Genomic DNA, 23,874 nt, shown 5'->3' on the forward strand with positions numbered 1-23,874 from the left:
GTCATGTCGCTATTTTTTATTCTCTTGATCATGACCATCGTTTTGAATGTGTGGACGATTTATAACAGTCTCTTCCTTTATCCTTTATCTGCGAAAAGAGAGCCGGAAGACCAGCCATTTGTTTCGCTACTCGTACCGTTAAGAAACGAAGCAGGCAATGTGGAGGGGCTGATCCGGTCGTTGCGTTCGCTTACTTATCCCGACTTGGAAGTGATCCTGCTTGATGATCATTCGGAAGATGGAACATTAGATAAGCTCAACGAACAGGTGGCAGATGATGAACGTTTTTCTGTGATTCAAGGAAAAGAGCTTCCGGAAGGCTGGAACGGGAAAGTTCATGCGTGTCACCAGCTCTCCCAGGCCGCTAATGGCGAATGTTACTTATTCCTTGATGCCGATGCGCGTGTCGCTCCTGGCACCATTCAACAAGCGCTCGCCATGATGCAGCAGAAAAAAGCGAGCATGTTAAGCGGATTTCCGAATTACCCGAATAACCATTTTCTCAGTCATATGCTCGTCCCGCTTCAACATATGGTCGTCCTGCTCCACCTCCCCCTGTTCGTCGCCAACCACACGAAGAAGCCGATGTTCACGGCTGCGTGCGGGATATTTATCATAATTGATAGAAAAGCATATGAAGCGATCGGAGGTCATGCATCCGTCAAAGACTCTCTGGTCGAAGACGTACATATTGCGAGAGAAGTGAAAAAACACGGGTACAAGATGATTCTCGCCAACATTACAAAATCCGTCCTTTCCTATATGTATGTTTCTGGTAAGGAGACGTGGGAAGGCTTTAAAAAAAATGTGTACACAGGTATTGGTCGATCAGTGGGTATGGTCCTGTTCCTGACCTTATTTTATGCTGTTGTTTTCTTAGCCCCCGCCTGCTTTGCCATAGTCGGATTGGTTACCGGTGATTTTGCCTTTTTACTTCCGTACCTTTTGACAGTTGCGTTCAAGATGTACGTGGACGCACGGACAGGTCATCCGTTATGGCTTTCCTTCCTCCTGCCCGTTGCGGTTGTACTCCTGATTTCGATTATGATGGCGTCTATGTTTGTACATAAACGAGGGGAAAAATACCAATGGAAAGGGAGGTTCTATCAATGAAAGTAGCCATCATCGGGGGCGGACTCGGCGGCTTATCTGCTGCTGTGACCCTCGCAAAACATGGAGTGGACGTGAGGCTGTTCGAAAAAAATGAACACTTTGGCGGAAAAATGATGAGCGTCGATGAATCTGGATTCCATTTTGATTTTGGTCCCAATACGATCACGATGCCTGAAGTGTTTCAGGACGTCATTCGTCAAGGGGGACTTGAACCTCGTGAGGAGCTTCCTTTTGCAAAAATCGTCACCCACACGAGAAATGAGTTTTACGATGGAACGACTTTTGATTTTTCCACAGATCAAACGTATATGAAACGGCAGCTTGAAAGAATGGATCCTAAAGGTCATGTCATGTATGAAGATTTTCTTATAGAAATCGAACGCTTGTACCACCTGTCCCAAAAGCACTTTTTACACAGGACCTTCAATGGGTGGCTCGACTACCTTTCCCCCTCTCTAGCGAAAAGCATGACGAAGGTACGTCCGCTTGAATCGATGGACCACTTTTTCAGACGGTATTTTTCAAATCCGAAGATCATTCAATCATTAAACCGGTATTCCACCTACATCGGATCCAACCCTTATCAAGCACCAGCCACGTTCAGTATGATTGGTCATCTTGAGTGGAATGATGGGGTGTATTTTGTCCGCGGGGGTAACACACGGATTGCAGATCGGTTCGTTAAAGCGGCGGAGAACGTCGGTGTCCACCTGTACAGCGGAACCAAAATAAATCATATCCTTCACGAGAATCAAAGAGTGACGGGAGTCGAAACAGAAGATGGCGAGCGCTATGAGGCGGACCATGTTATCTTGAATGGAGACCTCCTCCATTCCGTTCCGGAGTTGATCGATTCGGAACAGAGACGCAACATGACGAATCGGAAGTTGAAAGGCTACGATCCTTCCATTTCTGCCTTTGTCATTATGGCTGGACTGGATACGAAACTCAGCCGTTTGAAGCACCATCATTTGTTTTTCTCGAAGGACTATAAAAAGGAATTCAATGTTTTAAAAAGCGGCTATTACGCTGACGATCCGACGATCTACATTTGCACTTCTTCCAAATCGGATTATTCTGTCTCATCTCAAGGGGATAACTGTTTTATCCTTGTCAACGCTCCCGCGCTCAATGAAAAAGACGGATACGATAAACAAGGCTATAAAAACCACATTTATGATCGACTTCAGGAAGCAGGCGTTCCTATCAAAGATCATATCCAGGTGGAAAAAGTCTGGGATCCAGCGGATATCCAAAGTCATTTCGGTGCTTATCGAGGATCGTTATACGGGCCGTCTTCAAACCGCCGGTCGCAGGCTTTCATGAGACCCTTCAATAAATCTCAGGACCTTGATGGTCTCTGGTTTTGTGGAGGGGAGTACACACCCGGGCGGCGGGTCTCCGATGGTCGTTTTGAGCGGACAGAACGTCGCCAACGAAATTCTCGGAAAGATTGTCCAAATCGAATAACACCTCCTCTTTTCAGGCAAGCTAAAACGGGAGGTGTCCGGAATGGAGAAGAACAAACGCAACCAACCGAGAAAAGAAGAAAAAAGGCCGATGAATCCCATAACCAATGACCTTGGTGTCGATCAGGATGAACAGGCGATGAATGGCGATTATGGCATGCTTGAGACGGAAGAAGAAGATCGCCAGCACAACCATAACAAATAAAAAAGAGGGAAGCGCCATGCTTCCCTCTTTTTTAATCATCCAAAGATAAGGTTTCATCCATTCTAAAAAGTGCATGGATGCCAGATAATACCGGAAGCGCCCCAACGATCCCGATCGCCCACGTAACGGATAAGACATCCGTGAAAACTCCTGCGAGTATCGCTCCGAATGCATAGCCGCTGTCGCGCCAAAAACGGTAAACTCCCATAGAAGAGGCTCTCCATTCCGGACGTGCCACATCACTGATCGAGGCTAGGATGGTTGGGTAAACCATTGCCGTACCGATTCCTAAGAAGAGGGCTCCGGTCAGCCACATGCTATACGTTTGAACGAGGAGAATAAACCAGAGAGCAAGCCCTTGAAGCAGCATTCCTGTCACAATCAGCTTCTTTCTGCCGATTTTGTCACTCCATATGCCTGTGAATAATTGAAAGAATCCCCAAGCGGCAGGGTACAACGCGACCACTGTCCCTACTTGCCCCACACTCAGTCCGCCTGCACTCAGAAATATAGGAAACAACCCCCCAGGCCATTCCATCTTTCAAGTTCGTCGTCAGACCAGCCAGACTGCTGCTCGATAAGTTTTTATTTTTCCATGTGGTTTGCTTAAAGACCTCTTTTGTAGAAAAAGCAGCAATCGTGTCTTTCTTTTTCACCTGGCTTTGAACATGCTTTTCTGTATCTTCAGCGAACCATGATAAGAAAAAACCTATGAGAACGAGTACGATTCCGATATAGAAAGGTTCTGGTGTGAGCGAATAACGAGACGCCACGTAACCTGAAACGGCGGCCATTACAGCGACACCAATGTAACCCGCGAATTCATTAAATCCGACCGCTAAACCTCTTTGTTCAGGTTTAGCAAGGTCCACCTTCATATTGACCGTCATTGACCACGTAAGGGCCTGATTGATTCCAAGGAAAATATTCGCTACGACGATCATCCACCATGCCTCAGCGAAAATGACAAGCAGAGGCACGACCATACCGATGAACCAGCCACCTAAAAGCACGCGTTTTCTCCCCCACCGGTCCGCCATGTTTCCCGCGAAAAAGTTCATCATCGCTTTTGAAAAACCGAAGCTGACGATAAAAGAAAGGGCGGCACTTGTTGAAGCCATTCCATAAAGCTCTTCTCCGAGAATCGGCAAAATGGTTCGTTCTAAACCGACCATTGAACCGACAAAAAAGTTAATGATAACAAGAAGCGAAAATGTAAGCAGATTGGCTTTCACCCCTAAACGGATCTGGGTGGGTTTCATTTTTCCCCTCCTCTCTGTATTTGGAACTTTCCATAGAGACCATCATACTACATAGGGTATATTTTTCAAGACATCCCAATTAAACAGGAAAAAAGCAAAGGGCTGGATCCCTTTGCTTTTTATACCGGCTTGTTATAGCTTTCTACATAGAAGATGGGTTATAAAAGACGAATATGCGTAATTTTGGCCTGCGGGTTATTTTTCAAATGACTTTCCCGTGCTTTTTCTTTATGCGATGCATAGACGGGGACTTGTTTGACTACCCCTGATTGCCTGGTAATAGATTAAATATTTTTCTGCCATTCTACTCTACCTTTCCTGAATCTTTGTTGATACAAGTATTCGCAGGAGTGGACAGGAATATACATGGATCGTCTTTGGAGCGGTGAAGCCGGGTTTGCGCGCGAATCCCGCAAAGAAGGCGTGATTTGCTCAGAAAAAAAAGCAGCATCACTGCATGTCTGCAATGATCTGCTTTTTTTTCTTGGTCGGTCACATAATTGCGATGGTTGAACACGTGATATCCGTTTTTTCTTACAGTCGGGAGAATGGCCCGATACATTTTGGCAGCGCCTCCTACCGGTGTTCTTGAGTATAACGGATAATCCGGTAATGTTTTCATCGCCTTGTCGTAGTAGGCTTCAGCCTCAGTGGCCAACTCTTCCCACATATTGATGAATGCCTGATTGACCTTTTTCTCTTTCAAGTCAAAAAAAGTGTAACCATGACGATCCATCACATCTTGTGGTAAGTAAATGCGGTCAATTTCCATGTCCTCACCTATATCTCGTAGTATGTTGGTGATTTGCATGGCGTAGCCGAGCTCTATGGCCCCTTGGCGGAGAGCACCGACTTTTCCTGGAGCGATGACAGGCAGAAGCATTAGACCGACGGTGCTTGCAACATGATAGCAATATTCTAACAAATCTTCTTTCGTACGTATGGTGGTGGGGTACAGGTCCATGCGTTGACCTTTGATCATGTCATAATAAGGCTCGGGATCGATAGAGAAATTTCTAAACACATCATCGAGCGCGATCCAGGAAGGGTCGTTGAGTTCGAGCTTGCCCTCCATGAATTGATCGAATTGCTGAGAGAAAATTTCTAGTTCTGCTTTTGGTTTAAGTCCTTCATCTACGATATCATCTACGCGACGGCAAAAGGCATATATCGCCCAAACCGCTCTTTTCTGCTGTTTGGGCAGCATAGCGAATGCTTTTGAAAACGTTTTGGAATGCTTTTCAATTACTTTGCGACAATGATCGTATGCTTGGTTCAAGTCCGTCATCACTAAACACCTCGCTTGTAATTATGCCTTTCTTTGACCCTATATTGCAAATAATCTGCCAACAATTTTGCTCCTTGCATGACAATGGGAACGCCCCCTCCTGGATGAATCGAAGCTCCAACCGCGTACACATTGCCTAATGCATACGGCTGCAACTGTGGCCGGAACACACCGGATTGAAAAAGGGTGGGGGCAATTCCAAAGCTTCCTCCTGCATACAAGCCTTCACGCTCCGCATCTTCTGGAGTTCGAATGTGCTGCCATTCGATATGATTTCTCAAACCTGGAAAACCGCGTGACTCCATTTCATCGATGACGCTCTCGATCAATTGGTCTTTCTTCTCCCAATCCACGGACTCTCCTGTAGGAACAGGAATCAATGTGTAGAGCACCCCTTTTCCTTCAGGAGCGAGCGAAGGATCAACTAAGGAGGGGTGGAAGGTATAAAACGATGGATCATCCGGCAGTTGCTTTTCCACAAACACTTGCCGCATATGTCTGTCAAAATCATGAGACATGAAAAACTGGTGGATGGAGTCGTTTTCATAGGTGCGGTCCAGTCCCATATAGAGCAAGAGACAACCTGAGGAAGGGGTATATTTACGTTGAAGCTGTTTATCAGCTGGCATGATTTTGTCCATGAGAGGAAAATCCCCATTCAAAATCAGCTCATCGAACTTAACTTTTTCTCCTCCAACGGTTATGGACTCTGCTCTATCCTTCCTTGTTTCCACACCTTCTACAGGTCTTCCTTTATAGATTTGCACGCCTCTCTTTTCCAACTCTTCCTCAATGATTTCAACAAGGTGAGCATAGCCGCCTTTCATGTACCAGATGCCGTGCTCATGTTCACTGTAAGACACGAGCGAGTACATCGCCGGCGATTGTTCTGGGTGACCTCCGATGTACAACGTTTGTAGCGTGTAGGCTTCCACGAGACGCTCATCGTCAAAGTAACTGCGCATCATTTTCTTTACGTTCTGGTAAGCTTTCAACTTGATCAATGTTTTCAAGTTTTTGCGGGAGAAAAACGTTCGTTTGTCGACGAATGACTTTTCGAGAAACTGAGCTTTCCCCTGCATAAAACGGGCCCGCATATCATTTAAAAACCGGTCGAAATGCCTTTCATTGCCAGGAAACTTTTCCTTCAGTTCTGCTTTTTGTTTTTCAGCATCGGAATATTTATTGAAGGTCGTGCCGTCAGGGAAATGAATATTATAAAGAGGATCGCATGGAATCAATGGAATACGGTCCCTTGAAATGCCTCCTTCTTCTAAAATACTTAGGAGCATATCAGGAAGAAGAACAATCGTAGGGCCCTGGTCGATTTTAAACTCGCCATGCCGTTCGAAAGTAAGTCTGCCTCCAAGCACGTCTTTCTTTTCATAAATGGAGATATCCCTATCTGGGTCGTTGGATAAATGCAGGGCCGTTACAAGTCCCCCAATACCTCCACCGACAATTGTCGTCTTAGTCATATCGGCTGCACCTCCTCTTCCCTGATCCATCCCGTCGTTATCCTTGCAGATTCCAGAATGGTCGGCAACCCGCTTCCTGGATGGGTTCCACCACCGACGAGCCAGCAATGATCTAGCTCCTGAAACCTGTTGTGCGGTCTGAAGTACATCATTTGAGAAAGCTGGTGACCGAGGCTGAACGTAGCACCCTGATGCACAAAATGGTCAGTCTGCCATTGCTTCGGAGTAAGGACTTTCTCTTCGACGACGTGGCTGCGGATATCGGTAAACCCTGTCTTTTTCTCAATTTCATCGTAGATCAACGATTTGAATGTTTCCTGCTTATCGTCCCAGTCGATCTCCGAATAATTGTTCGGCACTGGAGCTAAGATATAGACGGCCGAATGCCCCTCGGGTGCGAGCGTCGGGTCGGTCACGCTTGCGTTATGGATATAGATGGATGGTTCATCGGACAACACGAGGTCTTTCGTCATTTCATTTACATTCTTCTGGTAGTCTTCTGCAAAGAGAATGGTATGGTGTGGCATATCGTACACCTTGTCAAGACCGACATAGATCATAAATGTCGAGCAGGAAAATTTCTTCTTCTGGAGTTTTTGTTTGGAGTGGCGGCGCAGGACCCCGTCATCAACTAAACGGGTCATCGCTTCAGCAAAATCCGCATTGATAATGTATTCATCCGCATATACCGTTTCCCCGGAATCGAGCACAAGCCCGGTAATCTCCTTGCCTGATACGTTGATTTTTTGGACGCCTTCATTCAAATGAATCTGTCCTCCGTGCTCTTCCGTCACTTTTGCCATCGCTTTCGAGAGTTGATTGACCCCACCGATCGGGTGGAACACTCCCCATTCATGTTCCATATACGAAAGAATGGAAAAGGCTCCCGGACATTCCCACGGAGACATACCTAAGTATTTCGCCTGGAACGTAAAAGCGATTTTTAAACGTTCATCTGTAAAGTAGTCGGAAAGGACGTCATAGACTGATTTTCCGAGTGAGAGTTTCGGCAAAGCCTTCAGCGCCCGCTTACTCATATAATCGGTAAGCTTATTATGTTTGGTTTGCAAAAGCGGCATGAGCGCCTGCATTTTCTCCCGTGTGTCCTTCATGAAGTTTACATATCCGGACTCATTGCCCGGGAAATGCTCTGCAATCACATCCAGCATTTTTTCCCGTTCCCGGTACATCGGTACTCTTTTTCCGTCGAACTGAAGTTCATACATGGGGGAAAGTTCTTTCAAATCCATGTAGTCGTGAACATCTCTCCCTGACATTTCGAAGATCTCCTCCATAATCTGGGGCATACTCAAAAATGTCGGGCCGATATCAAATGTGTACTCCCCGAGTGAAAAATGACCGTTCCTCCCACCCACATAGGATTGTTTTTCATAGACATGAACGTCATAGCCTTTAGCTGCAAGGATCATTGCTGAGGCTAAACCTCCAGGTCCTGCTCCGATTATGGCGATCTTTTTCATAACCATCCACCTTCTCTCCTGAACTTCTACTGTACAATCATTATACAAATTATGTACAAAAGCAGCCATTGATCCAACTTCACCAATGTGCTCCGCCAATTTTTCCACTTCTTTATACTCATTTTTTACCCATCAGGTGGATGTTATAACCCTCTGCTTCAGTAAAGTACTACTTTCGCTTCTGCACCTTCCTATTCCTTCTTATGGTTCAAGGTAAATTTATGACAAGGATAATAAAGGGAATCGAGGGGATAATATGATCGAAGGAGGCATGGCTATGTATTCAAATCAAAGGATTTCCGGTCCTTATTACCCTTCCCATTCGACCCAAAACCCGCCACACAACCAATACAGCAATGAACAATTGAACCATTGGTGTGAGGAACTGGATCAGTGTGAACATCACTAGGAACAACAGTCGGACAGCATGCACCAAAAAAGTAAAATTACCAAACTCTCTCCCCCGACCTTCATGATTTGATGAACGTGGGTAGATAACCATACACAGCGACTCCTCCGTGCATAGGCTAGGAATGTAACAACAGGAGGTGAGCTTATGTACGGAGGCAATCCTTACGGAGGAAGACGATGCTATAGACCACGACGTTACGGCAACAACTTCGCCTTGATCGTCGTATTGTTCATCCTATTGATCATCGTAGGTGCAGCATTTTACTGCTAACCACTGATTAGTGCTTATGAAGCAAACGACAAGCATAAGACGGGGGCTACTTTTCCCCGAAACTTGTCCAGCGTCTTATGGAGAAAGTAAAGGTAGACGCTGAGAGAGGGTGAGAGATAAGAAAATCCGCTCCCCTCTTACAAGACTCATCCTTATTCTTTTTCCTAAAAAAGGACACAGCCGAAAAGGCTGTGTCCTTTTTATTAGTGGATGGTTTTGTTTTCGAATACCGTGATTAACTGATCAGGGGGGAGTGGTTTGCTGTAAAAATAACCTTGGATTTCATCACACTTTTCATTCTTCAGAAAATCCCATTGTTCAGCGGTCTCTACGCCTTCAGCAATGACTTTCATGTTCAATGAGTGGGACATGTGAATAATTGATTTTACAATGGCTTGGTTTTGCTCCTGGTTTTCACTGATAAAAACTTTATCGATTTTTAACTTACTTACAGGGAAACGGCTCAGATATTTGAGTGATGAATATCCGGTGCCGAAATCATCAATCGAGACATGGACGCCTAGATTTCGAAGCTCATTCAGCGTTTGAATAATGTACTCCTCGTTGGTCATCGCCATGGATTCGGTAATTTCAAGCTCCAAATACATGGGGTCGAGGTCGGTTTCTTCTAAAATCTGTTTTACACGAGTGACCCAGGTCCTTTTGTAAAAACTGCAGGGCTGAGAGATTCACTCCAACAATAACGGCTGGGTACCCTTCCTCCTGCCATCGTTTATTTTGTCGACAGGCTTCCCGAATAACCCAATCCCCTATTTCGAAGATCTGTCCATTTTTCTCGGCCACGGGAATGAAGGTCGCCGGAGAGATCCTTCCTTTTTCCGGATGATTCCAGCGAATCAATGCTTCGAGTCCGACGATTTTCCCTGTGTGGATGCTTTTTTGTGGTTGATAATGTAGTTCCAGCTGATTTTCTTTCAAAGCCTTCCGCAGTTCTGAATCGATAGAAAGCATTTGCTCAAACTCTTCACTGATTGATGCATTATAACAAAGGTAATCATTTCGGTGCTGATCTTTGACCGTGTACATCGCACTGTCCGCCTGTTTAATGAGATCTCCCGCTGTCTTCCCATGCTCAGGGTAAAGGCTGATCCCTATACTTACTGAGGTGTATAACTCATAACCGTCAATAACGACAGGCTTCCGGAAAGCTTCAATCAACTTCTTTGCCAATGACTCTGCGTCACTCTGTTGACTCACATGCCTTTGCAAGACAAGGAACTCATCGCCGCCCATTCGTGCAATGAACGTATCAGCATCCTGGTACAGCTTCAACCTTTGAGCACATGCTTTCAACAGTTCATCCCCGAAAGAATAACCGAGGGTGTCATTGATCTGTTTAAAATAATCCAAATCGATGAAGTGAACAGCAAGTCCGTCCTTTTCTTCAATCGCCTCTTTGACCATATCCATAAAGTAATAGCGGTTGGGAAGGTCTGTCAGTTCATCATAATAGGACATGAATTCGATTTTCTTTTCATTATGTACTCGTTCGGTGATGTCCCGAACGATCGCGACGCGTAAAATACGACCTTCCTGTGGATAAGGATGAGCGAGGACTTCGATATAAAAAAGGGACCCATCTTTCTTGATCGCCTTCAACACATAGGGCTGTTCAGGAAAGCTTAGAAAAAGCCTATGAAGCGCTTCGTGTTCTCCTTCTTCGGTAAGTGTGAACGCATCCTGTTTCATGATTTCTTCTTTTTCATAGCCGAACATGTGAGCAAGTGTGTCATCACAATCGATGATTTTTCCTTCTTGATGAATGACCATCCCCTCGGATGGAACCGTCAACCGTTGATCCAAGATCTTCTTAACTTCGTACGATTGATCGAGCATCGATACGGGTTGAAGAAAAATGGCAAAGAGGGGGCTGTTTTTTTTCAATTGCCGGCATTGGACTTTATACAACTGCCCCCCTTTTGGCGGAAGGTCAACCATTTTCGGGAGTTCTTCCTTTTTCAGTTGATGAAAATCAAGCAGGTTGATGAGTGACTGCACATCGCCGTCATTCAGTTCCCCCGCTTTGTCATTACACCGGAGCAGCTTTCCTTCTCCATCTACGAAAATCAGGGCATCATTCATTTGTTGAAAAATCCAATCATCTATAGGTAATGCAAGCTCTCTCAAACGGTCCGACATATGTGTGCCCCCTAAACAGCTGTGTTCTAACCAATAATGATTCTTTCTCTAGGATAATGATATTTCCCTTGGGCTTTGTCATGTTTCTTAAAGGAGAATAAGAACGTCAATAATCCGATTCTTCCTAAGAACATAAGCAGCATCAGCACGATTTTACCAAAGGAAGACAGGCCCGGCGTGATGCCGAGAGATAACCCGACGGTTCCGAACGCCGAACAGACCTCAAAAACGAGTTCATTCAGTGTAAAAGGTTCCGTGATGGTCAGTGTAATGACGGCGCTGAAGCAGACGAATAAAGCGACGATCGTGACAACAACCGCTTTATTCAAATCTTCTGGATGAACTTCTCTTCTGAACAAGCGGATATTGTTTCCGCCTCTCGCAAAGGTCAACACGAAGATGACCACAAGGGCAAACGTCGTTGTCCGTATACCGCCTCCCACACTACTCGGGGAAGCTCCGATGAACATCAAAGAAGACATGAACAACTGCGTTTGTTCCGTGAATTGATTGATATCCATTGTGGCAAGACCGCCACTTCTCGTTGTGACAGACTGAAACAAAGCATAAAAGAAAATTTCATGCCAGGACTTGTCTGTAAAGAAATGATTGCTTTCTAAGATGATAATCATGACTGTTCCCAAGACGACCAAGGCAAAGAAAGTAAAAGTCGTCAATTTGGCAAACAATGAAAAGCGAATGGTTTTTTCTTCATGATTCTGCATCAAATATTGTTTGACCTCGATCAGCACTGGAAAACCGATGGCACCGGCAATGATGAGAATAATGTTTATGAATTGCACAAAATAATCATCATGGAACGGTATCAAAGATTGGCCCGTAATGTCGAACCCACCGTTCGTCATTGCGCTGATCGTACCGAAGAATCCCTGCAAATAGGCCTCTCCTGGTTCGTAATACTGAAGAAAATAAGTCCCAAGAACAAGAAAACCGACAAGTTCGATCAGCAGGACAACAAGCACAATTTGTTTGACAAGCCGGACCATCCCGGAGAACGATGTTTGGTTTTGGTCGGTCATAATCAAACGGCGCTCTTTTAAGCCGATTTTCTTCCCGAGCATCAACCAGACCATCGTACCTAAGGTCATCACCCCGATCCCTCCAAATTGGAGAACGATCGCCAGGATGAAATATCCCGTTGTACTGAACGTTTCAGCTGTCGGTAACGTGGTCAACCCTGTTACACTGACCGCACTGACAGCCGTGAATAAAATATCGATGAATTCAATTTTGACTCCCTCCCGATGTGCCACAGGAAGGGCAATCAATATAGAGGATATGGTTACTGCGACCATATAGTATAATGCGATTAATTGGAATGGCGATAAGTCATTCAGCCATCGCAGGCTCTTTCTTCTCACCCACATAAAGTAAAACTCCTTTGATGTTGCCAGGTCTAATGGATGTCTATCACCACTAATAGTATAGCAGTATATTCGACAAATTACTTCCGTTTTTTAAAAAATGTAAGACATTTGAACTAATACACACGTCGGAGGCGTCTGAATATCAGACGCCTCCAATCGTATGCTTATGCTTTTGATTCCTGGCCACGCTTTTTGAATTCTTCTAAGAGGTCTTCTCCCTGATAGCCTTCATCCATCAATTGCCGTAACACCCACTCCACTTGTTCCTGCTGACGATCAACTATGGTTCCCATAAAAATGACGTTCATCCGGTCGCCGATCATGTTCACGTCAATCGGCTTTACGAGGAAAGTCGCTGGACGGTTGCTTTGTTTCGTTATTTTCACTTGAATAATGATTTCTTCTTCATTTTCTTTCATCGTTTCAAAGAAATCCCGATAACTCTCATCAACGTACGCCTCAATGACCCAGCGGCCGTGATCATCTTCTCTATTGATAATCAAACCGTCTTCGAGCTTGATGCGTCTTTGAGTGATATCCTCGTGCTTTTCTTCCACGATATCCAATGAAATCAATTTAAAGGTTTTCATTCGAATGACCTCCGAGAATGATAATTAACTCTATTATAGAACACGGAGAGGACTGGAGCAAAGACTGATTTCGACCTTTTTTTATCCTCCGATGTAGGACATTTCGATTTTGTTCTCTTTCATCGGCTTTCCTTGGGCTCTATCGACTGAATACTGATCTGTACGACCTGTCCATATCGCAAGCAGATAATCGGTAATCGTTTCATCGTCTTTCCCTTCACGGAGCATGGTTTTCAAATCATAGCCGGAGGAAGCAAACAGACAAGTAAACAAGTGACCGTCTGCTGACATACGCGCCCTTGTGCAGCTCGAGCAGAAGGCTTCCGTCACGGATGAGATCACCCCGACCTCACCCGCACCATCTTCATAACGATACCGCGAGGCCACTTCCCCAAAATAATTCGGGTCTTGAGCCACGAGTGGCATCTCTTGATCGATGTGGTCGATGATCCACTTTTTTGAAACCACTGCATCCATATTCCAACCGTTGTGGTTGCCGACTTCCATGAATTCAATGAAGCGCAGCGTATCGCCAGTTCCTTTGAAATACCGCGCCATCGGCAGGATTTGATCTTCATTCATCCCTTTTTTGACAACCATGTTGATTTTTATTTTCAAGCCTGCGTTTCTTGCTGCTTCAATTCCCTTTAATACGGGTTTCGTTTTAATTCCACGTCCATTCGTTTCATGGAAAACGTGATCTTCAATTGCATCCAGACTGATGTTCACACGATCAAGCCCGGCATCCTTCAGTTTTTGAGCCAGTCTGACGAGAAAGACCGCATTCGTCGTAACGGCAATATCCTCGATGCCATCGATCTCTTTTAACCGGCGTACGAGATCAGCAAGATCTTTCCTCATCAGAGGTTCGCCTCCGGTCAGACGTATTTTTTCCACGCCGAATTTCGCAAAGATTTTGGCAAGCCGGACGATTTCATCAAAACTCAAGAGTTCTTCTTTTGGTAAGAAAGCATAGTCCGGCCCGAAAATTTCTGCCGGCATACAATAGGTACAGCGAAAATTGCATTGATCGATCACTGATATTCTTAAATCTTTAATGGGACGACCAAGTTGATCAATGATGTGTGAGTCGATAAGATCACCCCTCCTCAAAATACTCTTGTCCACTTTGATCTTCTAAAAGAATCGCTTCTACAGCATCTCCTTTTTCAAACCCTCTCGTTCCTCCGGGTAGCACAAGAAAGGCATCTGTGTGAGCTAAGGATGTCACCACATTCGACTTATCCATCCCTGCAGGCGACACTATGACTTTTCCTTCTTCGTAGTGCACTCTACCACGTACAAAACGGGTGAAAGGATTGGGTTTGGGGAAATCCTCCCCGAGCGTTGCTTTAATGCGGTTATGAAAGGGTTTTGGATTTCCAAGTAACTTTTGAATGATTGGATAGGTAAACAGTTCAAAACCGACATAACAAGCAGAAGGATTGCCGCTCAATCCATAAAGCAGCTGGCCTTCAAGTTCAGCCACAGTCGTCACACTACCCGGGCGCATCGCGACTTTATTGAAGAGCACCTGAGCTCCTAGTTCCTCATAAATGTCTGGCATAAGGTCATAATCGCCGACAGATACACCTCCTGTCGTGATCAGGAGATCGTAATCATGCAATGATTGAGAAACAGCATCAAAACAAGCGTCAAAGTCATCCATCAATTTTCCTAAAAAGTGACCTTCCGCTCCGGCACGTTCAATCTGGGATAAAATCATCGGAGCATTGGAGTTACGGATTTTCCCTGGCTGAAGCGGCTCATCAACGTCCAGCAGCTCTGTTCCAGTGGCAAATAGGCCGATTTTCGGCTTCCGATAGACCTTTACTTCCGGATAGCCGAAAGTAGCGAGGAGGGCTTTGACACCAGGATTTATACGTGTCCCTGCCTTAACGAGTACCGTCCCCTCTTCTGTCTCTGATCCTTTTCCAATAATGTTCTGGTCCTTTTGCATGGATCGCTTCAATGTCATGTAAGAGGCACCCTGGTCTTCATAGGTTTGGCAGATTTCAAACATTGCGACACAATCCGCACCCTCAGGGATCTCTGCCCCCGTCATAATCCGGACGGCTTCTCCTTTTTGTACCGGATGACTTGCCAGCTGTCCGGCACCAATGGTTTCCGTGACATGAAAGTGGCTAGGGTTTTCTCTTGATAAATGCTTTGTATCTTCCGAACGGAGAGCAAATCCATCGTATGGAGATTTGTTGAATGGAGGTACAGGATGCGTAGCAAGTAAATCCTCAGCTAACCTGCGTCCATCCACATTCTCAAGCTGAATGGTTTCCATTCTTCCTTCTTTTTTATCATTCATGACCCTGTCGACTGCTTCGGGCACAGGGAGAGGTTTTCTATGTAAGTTCATCTTCGATCCTTCCTTTAAAAACGTCTTCCTTTGAACATATAGGAATATTCATATTTTTTCAAAGATTGTCTATGTAGGATTATGTTCTTTTCCCCAATCGCTTGAAAAATAAACTCGTATTTTGGAGACCGATGAACCGTGCCTGTTTAGCATAATTTTTCAGTTGATGATGAGGATCGTTGCAATCCAGATTTGTAATCATAAAAATCTTTTTTCGAAAATAAAATAAGCCCGGGAGCAAGGCTCCGGGCTATGTGTTCGTTAAATGGGGTCGTAAACATTGACGACATGGTTAATCGCCGTTTCATCCTGCTTTTTGCTGCGTCTTTCTTCTTTACGCGCATGCTTTTTCTCATTACGCTTCGTTATTTTCTTATTTCCAGATGCCATTGTTCATTCACTCCCCTCTCTTCTATTGTCCCAAGGAAAGAAGGATTTTATGACAAAACCTCTGCCTGTTAAGCAGAGGTTTCATCATTTATATGAATGTGTATTTGCTTTTCATATCATTGATTTTCTGTTCGATCTGCCGGCTGCGTCGTCTCGATTTCTCGAGGGAGGCGACATTCGCACGTTCAATAATGATCGTAAAAAGAATCATATGGATTCTCATGTATTTTCCTCCTCTTTGTACTGAGGCTAAGCGGTATCCTTCTCAACATTCAACCAGTTCATAAATGCCAATCTTACTAATTCTCCCATTTCCATCTCCTCCTTATGATTTGTACCTATTACATGTAACGGCTGAATGCGGACTTCCGGTCGAGCCACTGGTCTTTGGCCGTTGGTCGGTATCCTGGTAACGGCTGACAACTTTTCTTGTTCTTCGCAACGGTGATCGTAAAAATTAAAAATTGAATCGTCATGACAATCCCTCCTTTTTTAAGTGTAATATTTATATCTAAAGAGTAATTTTACTCTTTGATAGCATAAGAAAAAGCCGCAGGGTATACTGCGGCTTTTTTGAAGAAATCTCTCCATTAAAAAAGCCACAGGAATACATTATGCATCTCCTGCGGCTCATATGAATGCTTTTTTATGAATAGTCGTAGATCTCAGAAATGGATCTCCGCGCAGGTCGATGATATGAAATTGATTTGGTTTAGTGTCATCCAGTTTTTCATGTTTTCCGACCTCGCTTTCTGAGAATTTTTTCTTACAATGGAAATTATATAGGACGTTTTATGGAAAGTAAAGTCCATTTCCAAAATATTCTTGACTTTTATAATAGGGCAGAAATAATTTCTGCCCTATTACGCCCCTGCTCTAAATGAATGTATGAGGGGCCAGAGCAAGTTATGCCAACTCATCATCATCTTCCAAAAATTTTTCGATTTTCAAATCTAATGCGTGCAATCGTTTCAAGGCTTCGCTTCTATCCATTTGTTTGTAATGATGCAGCCCCATCGGCTGCTCATCTTTTTCATCGGCTTTGGCAACGACATGTTGAAGCGGTGTTCTTTTTTGGTCGAGACCAAATGGTAAATAGCTGTCCGTGTGGAGAAGAACCGCCACAGAAACTTCCTTGGCAACGAGACGGTCTTCACCAAGACGGATCAGCAGCTTATGCGCCCTTTCTGCTCCCTTGATCGCATGGATGTCAGACTTCCGGTATTCATCATAATCCCATTTGCCATCACGGTACCATTCATAATGCCCCATGTCATGAAGCAAAGCTGATTTCGTAGCAAGATCAGGGTCCACTCCCTTTTTCACTGCCATATCAAACGCGTATCCTGCAACGGTGACCGCGTGGTTGATGCCTGAGCGCTGCAAGTATTTCTGTGTAATGCGGTGTTTGAACACATCGACGAGTGTCACTCTTTTCATACGATCACCTCCGATTTTTTAAAAAAGATCATATCATGATTACCCTTCCAGAACAAGATTCCACTTATAAGGTTGGTCGCTTTAGGAGAGATTGATGGTGAAGGAAATGCGTGGTGAGGATTGTATGAATCAAGCCTTTGTTTCACATCCATAGGGAAGTTTACCCTATAATAGAAAAAGGAAACGATACCGGGGAGGGATCAACATGTCAAAACCGAACGAAACGGCACTCATTACAGGCGTTGCCGAGGGCATTGGACGTGGATTAGCTACAGCTTATGCAGAGAAAGGGTACCAGGTGATTGGATGTGATGTGAATGAAGAAAAAGGCCGGAAAACGATGGAAAGTGTGAATGGACGATTCTTCCGTTGTGATGTGAGTGATCCACAGCAGGTCGAAACTCTTTTTAAAAACATCAAAGAACCTTTTTCCATACTGATCAACAATGCTGGCGTGAGCGAGTTCAAATCAATGTTCGAGTTGGATGTGGATGAATGGGACCGTGTGCTGAATACGAACTTGCGCAGCTGTTTTCTTATTTCAAAATATGCCGCGGAACGTTGGAAGCAGGAGGAGACTCCGGGTCGGATTGTGAACATCGCGTCCACAAGGGCATTCATGTCTGAGCCTGACTCAGAAGCGTATGCCGCAAGTAAAGGAGGCATTTTCGCACTGACCCACGCGATGGCCGCTTCTTTATCTCCCTATAACATTCGGGTGAACAGCATCAGTCCAGGGTGGATTCATGCAGGAGACCCTGATGAGCTGCGGGATAAAGATCATCAACAGCATTTATCCAACCGTGCAGGTACAGTGAAGGACGTTGCCAAAGCTTGCTTTTATTTGACGGATCAGGAAAATGGTTTTGTGAATGGAGAAAATGTGACGGTTGATGGCGGTATGACTCGAAAGATGATTTACGAACACTGAATATGGAAAATGTTTAGTACAAGTTTTGTACGGGTAGTGATATATCAACAAAACATTACGGAGGTGACGACAGTGAATGAGCTGTCTTCTTACCAAATCACATTGAACCGCCCGTTAAAAACAAACCAGATTATGAAGGTGTACAAAACGATTTCGAAAAATGGGTGTGACTTATACTTACATCAAGATCAGCTGATTGCTGATGCTGGGCACCTTCCGAAATTATTATCATTTTTCCTTTTTATGAACAAAGAAGATCCGTTCGTCATGATTATCGACGGCGAGTGTGTCGATGATGTTTATGATGAAATCAAAGGCGAATGGCAGGATCATATTGCTGAAAGTACGTGCCGCAGAAAATACGAGGATATGGTTGAAAACGAAACTTCTATTCTGGTATAACATTTGTGCAATTATTATAAAACCTTTTGTAGGACGTAAATGTCGAATCGTCACGAACCTTCTTCCTGCGGAGGAGCAGCCACCTTTGTTTTACGACCATCCAGATCCTCCTTCGCATCTTTTTTTTACATAAGAAAAAAACCCGCTCCTTTTACAAGGAAGCGGGTTTCTTTTGCGCATACGTCTGTTCTTTTTTTATAAAAATTCAATCGAAACTGTAGAAATCCTAAAAGGATGATGAGAGCGAACGCAAGGAAAATGTTGCTGTAAACCGCTGTCGTGCCTTCAAAACCAAACCAGTTGAACGGTTGGTTCGGGTTGAATACATCGAGCGCTTTTCCAATCAAAGCCCCACTTAGAGCACCGGATACGAAGTTGAGCAGGTTGAACACGCCCATTCCTACCCCGGTTTCATTTTTGTGTAAAATGTTCGCAAGGATGTCAGCGGAAGATGCCTGAACGAGCGGGAAGCTCATGTAGGCAATGATAATCGCTGCACTTACGATATACGGATGAGCTCCGACGAGTGTAGACAACACGACAAATCCAGTTCCTAATAAACCAAGAGCCATATAGAGAACGAACGTGTTCCCTTTCGAATCGACGAGGTTCCCACCTTTTTGCCCCATCAAAGCTGCACTCAATGCACCTGGAAAAAGGACGAGACCAATCATCATCGTTCCAAGTCCATAGGCATCACGGAACATGATCGGCAGCATAAACATCATGCCGAACAAACAAACGACGCCTAGAAAACTCGTAATGATGGTAGCTCTATACTGGTTGCTTTTGAATAGATGAGCCGGTATGAACGGTTCGTCAATCGCCTTCATCCGCCATAAATTCAAAGCAAAGAACAGAACCGTAAACAGGAACAGCCATGTGATTCCAAGTGTAATACCAAGCATAAGCGTGGAAATCACCCCAGCGATCAAAGCGGCACCGATGTAGTCGATGTACCCTTTTTTCGATTCTTCCTGAGGCAGATTTTTACGTAAGAATGGCAATGTAATGATAATCAACGCGGACGTTAAGAACAGATAACGCCAATCAAGAAAACCTGCAATGAATCCACCTGCAATCGGACCTACACCTGATGCAAACGCCATCACAGAGGAAACGATGCCGAGCACTTTCCCGCGTTCATTCGGAAAATAACGGATCGGTGCCAGAAAAACGAGCGCTGGTATCATGGCCCCACCGACGGCCTGGATGACCCTCGCCAACAAGACCATCCCATAGTTTTGAGCGAAAAAGCCGAACAAGGAGCCGGCACAAAAAATACTGAGTCCGAACGTAATCAACGTTCGATATGGATAGAAGTCAGCCAGTTTTCCGTAGGTAAGAGCACCGACAGCATAGACCATAATATATCCAGTCATGACCCAGCTGACTTCCGATGGCATCAATTGATACGTTTTTGCTATATCGGGAACGGCGATGTTGAACATCGTTCCATTCATCACTGACATCATCATAACCGCGCAAAGGGAGATCAATAATCCCTTTGGGTTACGTACTAGTTGTTCTTCCTTCATGTTTTGATCTCCCTTCCATTATTTCGTTACCCGAAATGATTCTACAGGACATCGCTAAATAAAGCAACGGTCAAACGTCGGATATGAAAATTTCACTTTTTCTTCCTATTTATTTCCTATAAGCTCCCGGTTGTGAAAGACTCAGTTTCGATACTTTTGTTAAGTGGATGGGGGCGGGCTCTTTTTCCGCGGGGCCCCACACCAAGTGGGTCGTTCGATGTTGGCACAGGACGTGCCGAACTTAATCGAACGTCCTCTATTCTTTTTAGCCGTCCCATGGAAAGCGAACCTTTTCCCGGAGCCTTAAATACCCTCAAACATCTCGAAATCAAACCTCCCTTAGTTCTTTCAGTTTATTGAATTGTTATCTTACCAATGAGGTCAAAATTTAAATGTATGGAAAATTCAGATATAATGGAAGGGAGACTTCAAAAAGGAGTGGTTGGATGTACGATGTAGCGATTATTGGCGCCGGACCTGCTGGTGCCAGTGCCGGACTTTTCACAGCAAAAGCCGGAAAGAAAACAATTCTTTTTGATAACGGAAAAAGCATTACAGCGAAAGCCTGGGTCGAAAACCACTACGGCGTCGATCCGATTGAAGGTCCAAAGTTATTAGAACAGGGACAGAAACAGGCGCAGAAATTCGGAGCAGAAATCATCCAGGATGATGTGGTTTCCATTGAGGAAAAAGAAGAGCTCTACGTCATCCATTCAGCAGAGGGCAGTTATGAAGCCTCCCACGTCATTTTTGCGACAGGCATGTCTGTGAAAGCTGCCGAATCCTTCGGCCTTGATGTTGTAGAAGGAACCGAACCGCGCGTGGCCAAAATCATTGAGACAGACAAACATGGCCGTACGTCCAAGCCGAAAGTTTGGGCCGCCGGTACCGTTGCCGGTGTGAGTGTCCATACGATTGTGACATCAGGTGATGGTGCGAAGGTCGCCATCAACGTCATTAGTGAATTGAATGGCAAACGCTATGTCGATCATGACATACTCGGTAAATAAATACGTAACAAACGAACAAAGCCCCTAGTCTTTTCAGATCAGGGGCTTGCTTTATGATTTCTTATCATCAGGCGGGTTGAACCGTCCTACACCCAGCTCCCTGCCTTCTTTGTAGATCGCCTTCACAAAACTGATGACCATCATCAACATGATGATCGAAAATGGCAGGGCTGCGATAATCATCGTATTTTGCAACGCCTGCAGCCCTCCTGTATAGAGAAGAGCCAACGCTGTTGCAGACAGCAACCCACCCCATGTCAGCTTGATGGACGTTCCCGGTGTTTCAGAACCACCCGTCGTCATCATTCCAAGGACAAAAGTTCCCGAGTCTGCGGATGTGATGAAGAACGTAGCGATCAGTGTCATGGCAACAATTGAAGCCAGCCAGCCAAGTGGTACGTTTGAAAATACTCCGAATAACGATTCTTCTGTCGCCAGAGATGAAATCGTATCAATCGCATTGTGCTCCAGTTGTATAGCTGTACCGCCGAAGGCAGCAAACCATAAGAATCCGATGATGGACGGAACAACAAGGACTGTGAAAACAAACTCACGAATACTTCGCCCTCTCGAAACCCGGGCAATAAATACTCCGACAAACGGTGACCACGCAATCCACCATGCCCAGTAAAAAATCGTCCACGCATTGATCCATTCACGCGTTTCATGGTTAAGGGGGGCAATCCGAAAGCTCATGGTAGGCAAGTATTGAAAATAGGCACCGATCGAACTGGTGAAGATGTTTAAAATGAACATCGTCGGTCCCACTATAAAGACGAGAAGGAAAAGGAGCCCGGCGAGCGCCATATTCGCATTACTGAGGATCTTGATTCCTTTTCCTAAACCCGACCAGGCGGAAATCATGAACAAAACGGTGACGATCGCGACGATAATGAATTGAACGACAATCCCGGTCGGAATACCAAAAAGATAGGAAAGCCCTCCATTGATCTGCACGGCACCAAACCCAAGAGTCGTCGCCACCCCGATGACGGTCGCGATGACGGCAAGGATATCAATGACTTTTCCAAACATTCCTTCTGCCGCCTTTTCCCCGATCAACGGTTTTAACGTGGCACTAATGAGCCCTGCATGGCCATGACGAAAATTGAAATAAGCGAGCACGAGCGCAACAATCCCGTATATCGCCCATGCATGAATGCCCCAGTGGAAAAAGGTGAACCGCATCGCATCTTTGATCGCCTGATCGGTCCCGGTCTCCCCCGTCGGCGAACTGATGGCATAGTGGCTGATCGGTTCCGCTGTTCCCCAGAACACGATCCCGATTCCCATGCCGGCACTGAAAAGCATCGCAATCCAGGTCGGACGTGAAAATTCGGGTTTCTCCCCCTTTTTCCCTAACTTGATCCGCCCAAGCGGGGTAAATAGGAATGTGAGACAAACAAGTACAAATAGTGTGACGACGATCAAATAATACCAGCCCAGTTTGTTAGCGATGAAGCTTTTTACGTTCGTGGTCATCTGTTCCAAGCCATCCGGCCAGACGATACCGATGATGACTAGAACAAGCATGATTCCAGCTGAAACCTTGAAAACTGTATTGAATTTTTTCATCAGCAAGCGATCCCTTCCAAAAAAGATTATTAGAGATAGTATCTTTCCACATGCTTTTCCTATTCTTATTGAGGAAAACTGAAAAATAAGAAAGTTGCTTTCCATTCCGATACCTGTCAGACTTGAATAGTTGAAGAAACGTGAATATCCGTAAAAACGGATCGCTTTTATAGAAGAAAAAATTACGGAGGTGAGACGATGATCGAAGTACGTATGTCTACACTGGAAAACGAAGAATTGAACCGCGGCATTTTCGCAAAAAGGGATATTGCCAAAAATGAGCTCATCCACCAGGCTCCTGTCATCCCTTATCCAAATGAAGAACATGTCCACATTGAAAAAACGCGTCTGGCTGACTATGCGTTCGAATATGGAGAAAACCACACGGCCTTCGTGCTCGGCTATGGAATGATGTTCAACCACTCCTACGAGCCGAACGCCAACTATGTCATCAATTTCGAGACACACACGTTCGACTTTTATGCCTACAAAGATATCAAAGCGGATGAAGAAGTGTACATCAACTACAATGGTTTTGTTGATGAACAGGAACTTCTTTGGTTCGACCAGGACGAAGAAGAATCTTAAATGAACATTAAAAAACGGTCGTGACTTTCGTCACGACCGTTTTTATTAGCGAGGGCGGCGCTCCTGGATATCGATAGAGACTTCAAAGATGTTGATCATTCCGGTCATCTCCTTTGTTTTCTTGTTACTTTAAGTATAGAGCGCCTTCCATTTCTTTCTAACGGCCGTTGGAGTGATTTCCCTTCATCCTCTGGACTGAAAAAAGACGGAGGGGTAATGACTGAGTCGCTTCATCCTCTTGCCTCAGAGAGATAGATACTGATAAATGCTTCAAACCCACCGATAAAAGGGCAAAAGATACCGATAAAACCTCAAAAGCCACGGATAAAAGTTTAAAAGTCATCGATAAAGTCTTAATTGAAACTGATACATGTCCAAACCCCCTAACAAGCAGATCTTATGTAATGCGCTCAACAAAGTAAAACGCTCGCGACCGTAGTCACGAGCGTTTCGTTCTATACATTCAGCGAGGGCGGCGCTCCTGGATATCGGTAGAGACTTCAAAGATGTTGA

General features: G+C 44.9%; 24 protein-coding genes and 1 pseudogene. 9 read left to right on the plus strand and 16 right to left on the minus strand.

The annotated features are described in order from the left end of the window. Nucleotides 1-3 precede the first annotated feature (3 nt). Genes LC065_RS16660 through LC065_RS16670 form a run of 3 tightly spaced genes read left to right on the plus strand, consistent with a single transcriptional unit; the run spans nt 4 to nt 2,787 of the window. The gene (locus LC065_RS16660) at nt 4-1,113 is read left to right on the plus strand and encodes a glycosyltransferase family 2 protein (protein WP_226588964.1); all 1,110 of its coding nucleotides are present in this window, start codon (nt 4-6) and stop codon (nt 1,111-1,113) included. Next, nucleotides 1,110-2,693, plus strand: coding sequence for a phytoene desaturase family protein (locus LC065_RS16665; protein ID WP_371933352.1), 1,584 nt, complete (start codon nt 1,110-1,112; stop codon nt 2,691-2,693). Before LC065_RS16660 ends, LC065_RS16665 begins: the two co-directional genes overlap by 4 nt. After that, nucleotides 2,674-2,787: a DUF4021 domain-containing protein gene (locus LC065_RS16670; protein WP_306163957.1), complete on the plus strand. Its 114-nt coding sequence runs from the start codon at nt 2,674-2,676 to the stop codon at nt 2,785-2,787. Before LC065_RS16665 ends, LC065_RS16670 begins: the two co-directional genes overlap by 20 nt. A 31-nt stretch (nt 2,788-2,818) precedes the next feature. On the opposite strand, the pseudogene LC065_RS16675 reads toward LC065_RS16670, so the two are convergent. The 4 genes and pseudogenes from LC065_RS16675 to LC065_RS16690 all read right to left on the minus strand — a co-directional run bounded on the left by LC065_RS16675 (nt 2,819) and on the right by LC065_RS16690 (nt 8,296). After that, nucleotides 2,819-4,049: pseudogene (locus LC065_RS16675) on the minus strand (MFS transporter). Between the two features lie 304 nt (nt 4,050-4,353). After that, on the minus strand, nt 4,354-5,337 hold the full coding sequence (locus tag LC065_RS16680; protein ID WP_371933353.1) for a phytoene/squalene synthase family protein: 984 nt from the start codon (nt 5,335-5,337) through the stop codon (nt 4,354-4,356). A 2-nt stretch (nt 5,338-5,339) separates the two neighbouring features. Next, nucleotides 5,340-6,815 (minus strand): phytoene desaturase family protein, encoded by a 1,476-nt coding sequence (locus tag LC065_RS16685; protein ID WP_226588946.1) that lies wholly within the window; start codon nt 6,813-6,815, stop codon nt 5,340-5,342. Further along, nucleotides 6,812-8,296 (minus strand): phytoene desaturase family protein, encoded by a 1,485-nt coding sequence (locus tag LC065_RS16690; RefSeq protein ID WP_226591623.1) that lies wholly within the window; start codon nt 8,294-8,296, stop codon nt 6,812-6,814. The genes LC065_RS16685 and LC065_RS16690 overlap by 4 nt, the downstream gene beginning before the upstream one ends. Nucleotides 8,297-8,573: 277 nt before the next feature. Here LC065_RS16690 and LC065_RS16695 point away from each other — a divergent pair, with 277 nt between their 5' ends. Both LC065_RS16695 and LC065_RS16700 read left to right on the plus strand, forming a co-directional pair. Next, complete coding sequence (locus tag LC065_RS16695) at nt 8,574-8,705, plus strand: hypothetical protein (RefSeq protein ID WP_306163570.1); 132 nt, start codon at nt 8,574-8,576, stop codon at nt 8,703-8,705. A 147-nt stretch (nt 8,706-8,852) separates the two neighbouring features. Then, a complete protein-coding gene (locus LC065_RS16700) occupies nt 8,853-8,978 on the plus strand; it encodes a YjcZ family sporulation protein (protein ID WP_226588941.1) in 126 nt (41 codons plus the stop codon). A gap of 203 nt (nt 8,979-9,181) precedes the next feature. Here the strand turns inward: LC065_RS16700 and LC065_RS16705 are convergent, their stop codons facing one another. The 10 genes from LC065_RS16705 to LC065_RS16750 all read right to left on the minus strand — a co-directional run bounded on the left by LC065_RS16705 (nt 9,182) and on the right by LC065_RS16750 (nt 17,317). Continuing rightward, nucleotides 9,182-9,586, minus strand: a complete 405-nt coding sequence (locus LC065_RS16705) for an EAL domain-containing protein (RefSeq protein WP_371933354.1) — start codon at nt 9,584-9,586, stop codon at nt 9,182-9,184. After that, on the minus strand, nt 9,570-11,138 hold the full coding sequence (locus tag LC065_RS16710) for a sensor domain-containing protein (protein WP_306163571.1): 1,569 nt from the start codon (nt 11,136-11,138) through the stop codon (nt 9,570-9,572). The genes LC065_RS16705 and LC065_RS16710 overlap by 17 nt, the downstream gene beginning before the upstream one ends. 26 nt (nt 11,139-11,164) lie before the next feature. Beyond that, entirely contained in the window at nt 11,165-12,526 is a 1,362-nt protein-coding gene (locus LC065_RS16715) for a TrkH family potassium uptake protein (protein ID WP_226588936.1), read from the minus strand. Nucleotides 12,527-12,690: 164 nt separating this feature from the next. Further along, entirely contained in the window at nt 12,691-13,116 is a 426-nt protein-coding gene (locus LC065_RS16720) for a YwpF-like family protein (RefSeq protein WP_226588934.1), read from the minus strand. Between the two features lie 81 nt (nt 13,117-13,197). Continuing rightward, nucleotides 13,198-14,229 carry a GTP 3',8-cyclase MoaA gene (gene moaA, locus LC065_RS16725; RefSeq protein WP_371933355.1) on the minus strand — a complete coding sequence of 344 codons (1,032 nt, stop codon included), beginning with the start codon at nt 14,227-14,229 and terminating at the stop codon, nt 13,198-13,200. After that, the gene (locus LC065_RS16730) at nt 14,216-15,487 is read right to left on the minus strand and encodes a molybdopterin molybdotransferase MoeA (protein ID WP_306163572.1); all 1,272 of its coding nucleotides are present in this window, start codon (nt 15,485-15,487) and stop codon (nt 14,216-14,218) included. The genes moaA and LC065_RS16730 overlap by 14 nt, the downstream gene beginning before the upstream one ends. Before the next feature lie 261 nt (nt 15,488-15,748). Continuing rightward, entirely contained in the window at nt 15,749-15,877 is a 129-nt protein-coding gene (locus LC065_RS16735; RefSeq protein ID WP_255574141.1) for a hypothetical protein, read from the minus strand. An 88-nt stretch (nt 15,878-15,965) separates the two neighbouring features. Beyond that, nucleotides 15,966-16,100, minus strand: a complete 135-nt coding sequence (locus tag LC065_RS16740) for a hypothetical protein (RefSeq protein ID WP_264187676.1) — start codon at nt 16,098-16,100, stop codon at nt 15,966-15,968. Between the two features lie 118 nt (nt 16,101-16,218). Next, on the minus strand, nt 16,219-16,353 hold the full coding sequence (locus LC065_RS16745; protein ID WP_264187675.1) for a hypothetical protein: 135 nt from the start codon (nt 16,351-16,353) through the stop codon (nt 16,219-16,221). 430 nt (nt 16,354-16,783) lie between these two features. Further along, a complete protein-coding gene (locus LC065_RS16750; RefSeq protein WP_226588929.1) occupies nt 16,784-17,317 on the minus strand; it encodes an HD domain-containing protein in 534 nt (177 codons plus the stop codon). Between the two features lie 205 nt (nt 17,318-17,522). Here LC065_RS16750 and LC065_RS16755 point away from each other — a divergent pair, with 205 nt between their 5' ends. Beyond that, nucleotides 17,523-18,248 (plus strand): SDR family NAD(P)-dependent oxidoreductase, encoded by a 726-nt coding sequence (locus LC065_RS16755; RefSeq protein ID WP_226588927.1) that lies wholly within the window; start codon nt 17,523-17,525, stop codon nt 18,246-18,248. A 72-nt stretch (nt 18,249-18,320) separates the two neighbouring features. Beyond that, entirely contained in the window at nt 18,321-18,650 is a 330-nt protein-coding gene (locus tag LC065_RS16760; protein WP_306163573.1) for a hypothetical protein, read from the plus strand. A 125-nt stretch (nt 18,651-18,775) separates the two neighbouring features. Here the strand turns inward: LC065_RS16760 and LC065_RS16765 are convergent, their stop codons facing one another. After that, a complete protein-coding gene (locus LC065_RS16765; RefSeq protein ID WP_306163574.1) occupies nt 18,776-20,188 on the minus strand; it encodes an MFS transporter in 1,413 nt (470 codons plus the stop codon). Nucleotides 20,189-20,634: 446 nt separating this feature from the next. On the opposite strand from LC065_RS16765, the gene LC065_RS16770 reads away from it, so the two are divergent. Beyond that, nucleotides 20,635-21,198, plus strand: coding sequence for an FAD-dependent oxidoreductase (locus LC065_RS16770; RefSeq protein ID WP_226588921.1), 564 nt, complete (start codon nt 20,635-20,637; stop codon nt 21,196-21,198). Between the two features lie 51 nt (nt 21,199-21,249). Here the strand turns inward: LC065_RS16770 and LC065_RS16775 are convergent, their stop codons facing one another. Then, the gene (locus tag LC065_RS16775; RefSeq protein WP_306163575.1) at nt 21,250-22,773 is read right to left on the minus strand and encodes a BCCT family transporter; all 1,524 of its coding nucleotides are present in this window, start codon (nt 22,771-22,773) and stop codon (nt 21,250-21,252) included. A 198-nt stretch (nt 22,774-22,971) separates the two neighbouring features. On the opposite strand from LC065_RS16775, the gene LC065_RS16780 reads away from it, so the two are divergent. Beyond that, the gene (locus tag LC065_RS16780; RefSeq protein ID WP_226588913.1) at nt 22,972-23,361 is read left to right on the plus strand and encodes an SET domain-containing protein; all 390 of its coding nucleotides are present in this window, start codon (nt 22,972-22,974) and stop codon (nt 23,359-23,361) included. Nucleotides 23,362-23,874 lie beyond the last annotated feature (513 nt).

This window comes from Halobacillus litoralis (assembly GCF_020524085.2).
GTDB lineage: Bacteria > Bacillota > Bacilli > Bacillales > Halobacillaceae > Halobacillus > Halobacillus litoralis_E.

Excerpts from the sequence above, each read along its gene's own strand:
- LC065_RS16720 (WP_226588934.1), bottom strand. The coding sequence starts at position 13,116 with ATGAAAACCTTTAAATTGATTTCATTGGATATCGTGGAAGAAAAGCAC.
- LC065_RS16710 (WP_306163571.1), bottom strand. The coding sequence starts at position 11,138 with ATGTCGGACCGTTTGAGAGAGCTTGCATTACCTATAGATGATTGGATT.
- LC065_RS16780 (WP_226588913.1), top strand. The coding sequence starts at position 22,972 with ATGATCGAAGTACGTATGTCTACACTGGAAAACGAAGAATTGAACCGC.
- LC065_RS16765 (WP_306163574.1), bottom strand. The coding sequence starts at position 20,188 with ATGAAGGAAGAACAACTAGTACGTAACCCAAAGGGATTATTGATCTCC.
- LC065_RS16715 (WP_226588936.1), bottom strand. The coding sequence starts at position 12,526 with ATGTGGGTGAGAAGAAAGAGCCTGCGATGGCTGAATGACTTATCGCCA.
- LC065_RS16750 (WP_226588929.1), bottom strand. The coding sequence starts at position 17,317 with ATGAAAAGAGTGACACTCGTCGATGTGTTCAAACACCGCATTACACAG.
- LC065_RS16745 (WP_264187675.1), bottom strand. The coding sequence starts at position 16,353 with ATGACGATTCAATTTTTAATTTTTACGATCACCGTTGCGAAGAACAAG.
- LC065_RS16775 (WP_306163575.1), bottom strand. The coding sequence starts at position 22,773 with ATGAAAAAATTCAATACAGTTTTCAAGGTTTCAGCTGGAATCATGCTT.
- LC065_RS16670 (WP_306163957.1), top strand. The coding sequence starts at position 2,674 with ATGAATCCCATAACCAATGACCTTGGTGTCGATCAGGATGAACAGGCG.
- LC065_RS16770 (WP_226588921.1), top strand. The coding sequence starts at position 20,635 with ATGTACGATGTAGCGATTATTGGCGCCGGACCTGCTGGTGCCAGTGCC.
- LC065_RS16680 (WP_371933353.1), bottom strand. The coding sequence starts at position 5,337 with ATGACGGACTTGAACCAAGCATACGATCATTGTCGCAAAGTAATTGAA.
- LC065_RS16735 (WP_255574141.1), bottom strand. The coding sequence starts at position 15,877 with ATGGCATCTGGAAATAAGAAAATAACGAAGCGTAATGAGAAAAAGCAT.
- LC065_RS16685 (WP_226588946.1), bottom strand. The coding sequence starts at position 6,815 with ATGACTAAGACGACAATTGTCGGTGGAGGTATTGGGGGACTTGTAACG.
- LC065_RS16695 (WP_306163570.1), top strand. The coding sequence starts at position 8,574 with ATGTATTCAAATCAAAGGATTTCCGGTCCTTATTACCCTTCCCATTCG.
- LC065_RS16740 (WP_264187676.1), bottom strand. The coding sequence starts at position 16,100 with ATGAGAATCCATATGATTCTTTTTACGATCATTATTGAACGTGCGAAT.
- LC065_RS16665 (WP_371933352.1), top strand. The coding sequence starts at position 1,110 with ATGAAAGTAGCCATCATCGGGGGCGGACTCGGCGGCTTATCTGCTGCT.
- LC065_RS16700 (WP_226588941.1), top strand. The coding sequence starts at position 8,853 with ATGTACGGAGGCAATCCTTACGGAGGAAGACGATGCTATAGACCACGA.
- LC065_RS16730 (WP_306163572.1), bottom strand. The coding sequence starts at position 15,487 with ATGAACTTACATAGAAAACCTCTCCCTGTGCCCGAAGCAGTCGACAGG.
- LC065_RS16690 (WP_226591623.1), bottom strand. The coding sequence starts at position 8,296 with ATGAAAAAGATCGCCATAATCGGAGCAGGACCTGGAGGTTTAGCCTCA.
- LC065_RS16660 (WP_226588964.1), top strand. The coding sequence starts at position 4 with ATGTCGCTATTTTTTATTCTCTTGATCATGACCATCGTTTTGAATGTG.
- LC065_RS16755 (WP_226588927.1), top strand. The coding sequence starts at position 17,523 with ATGTCAAAACCGAACGAAACGGCACTCATTACAGGCGTTGCCGAGGGC.
- LC065_RS16705 (WP_371933354.1), bottom strand. The coding sequence starts at position 9,586 with ATGTATTTGGAGCTTGAAATTACCGAATCCATGGCGATGACCAACGAG.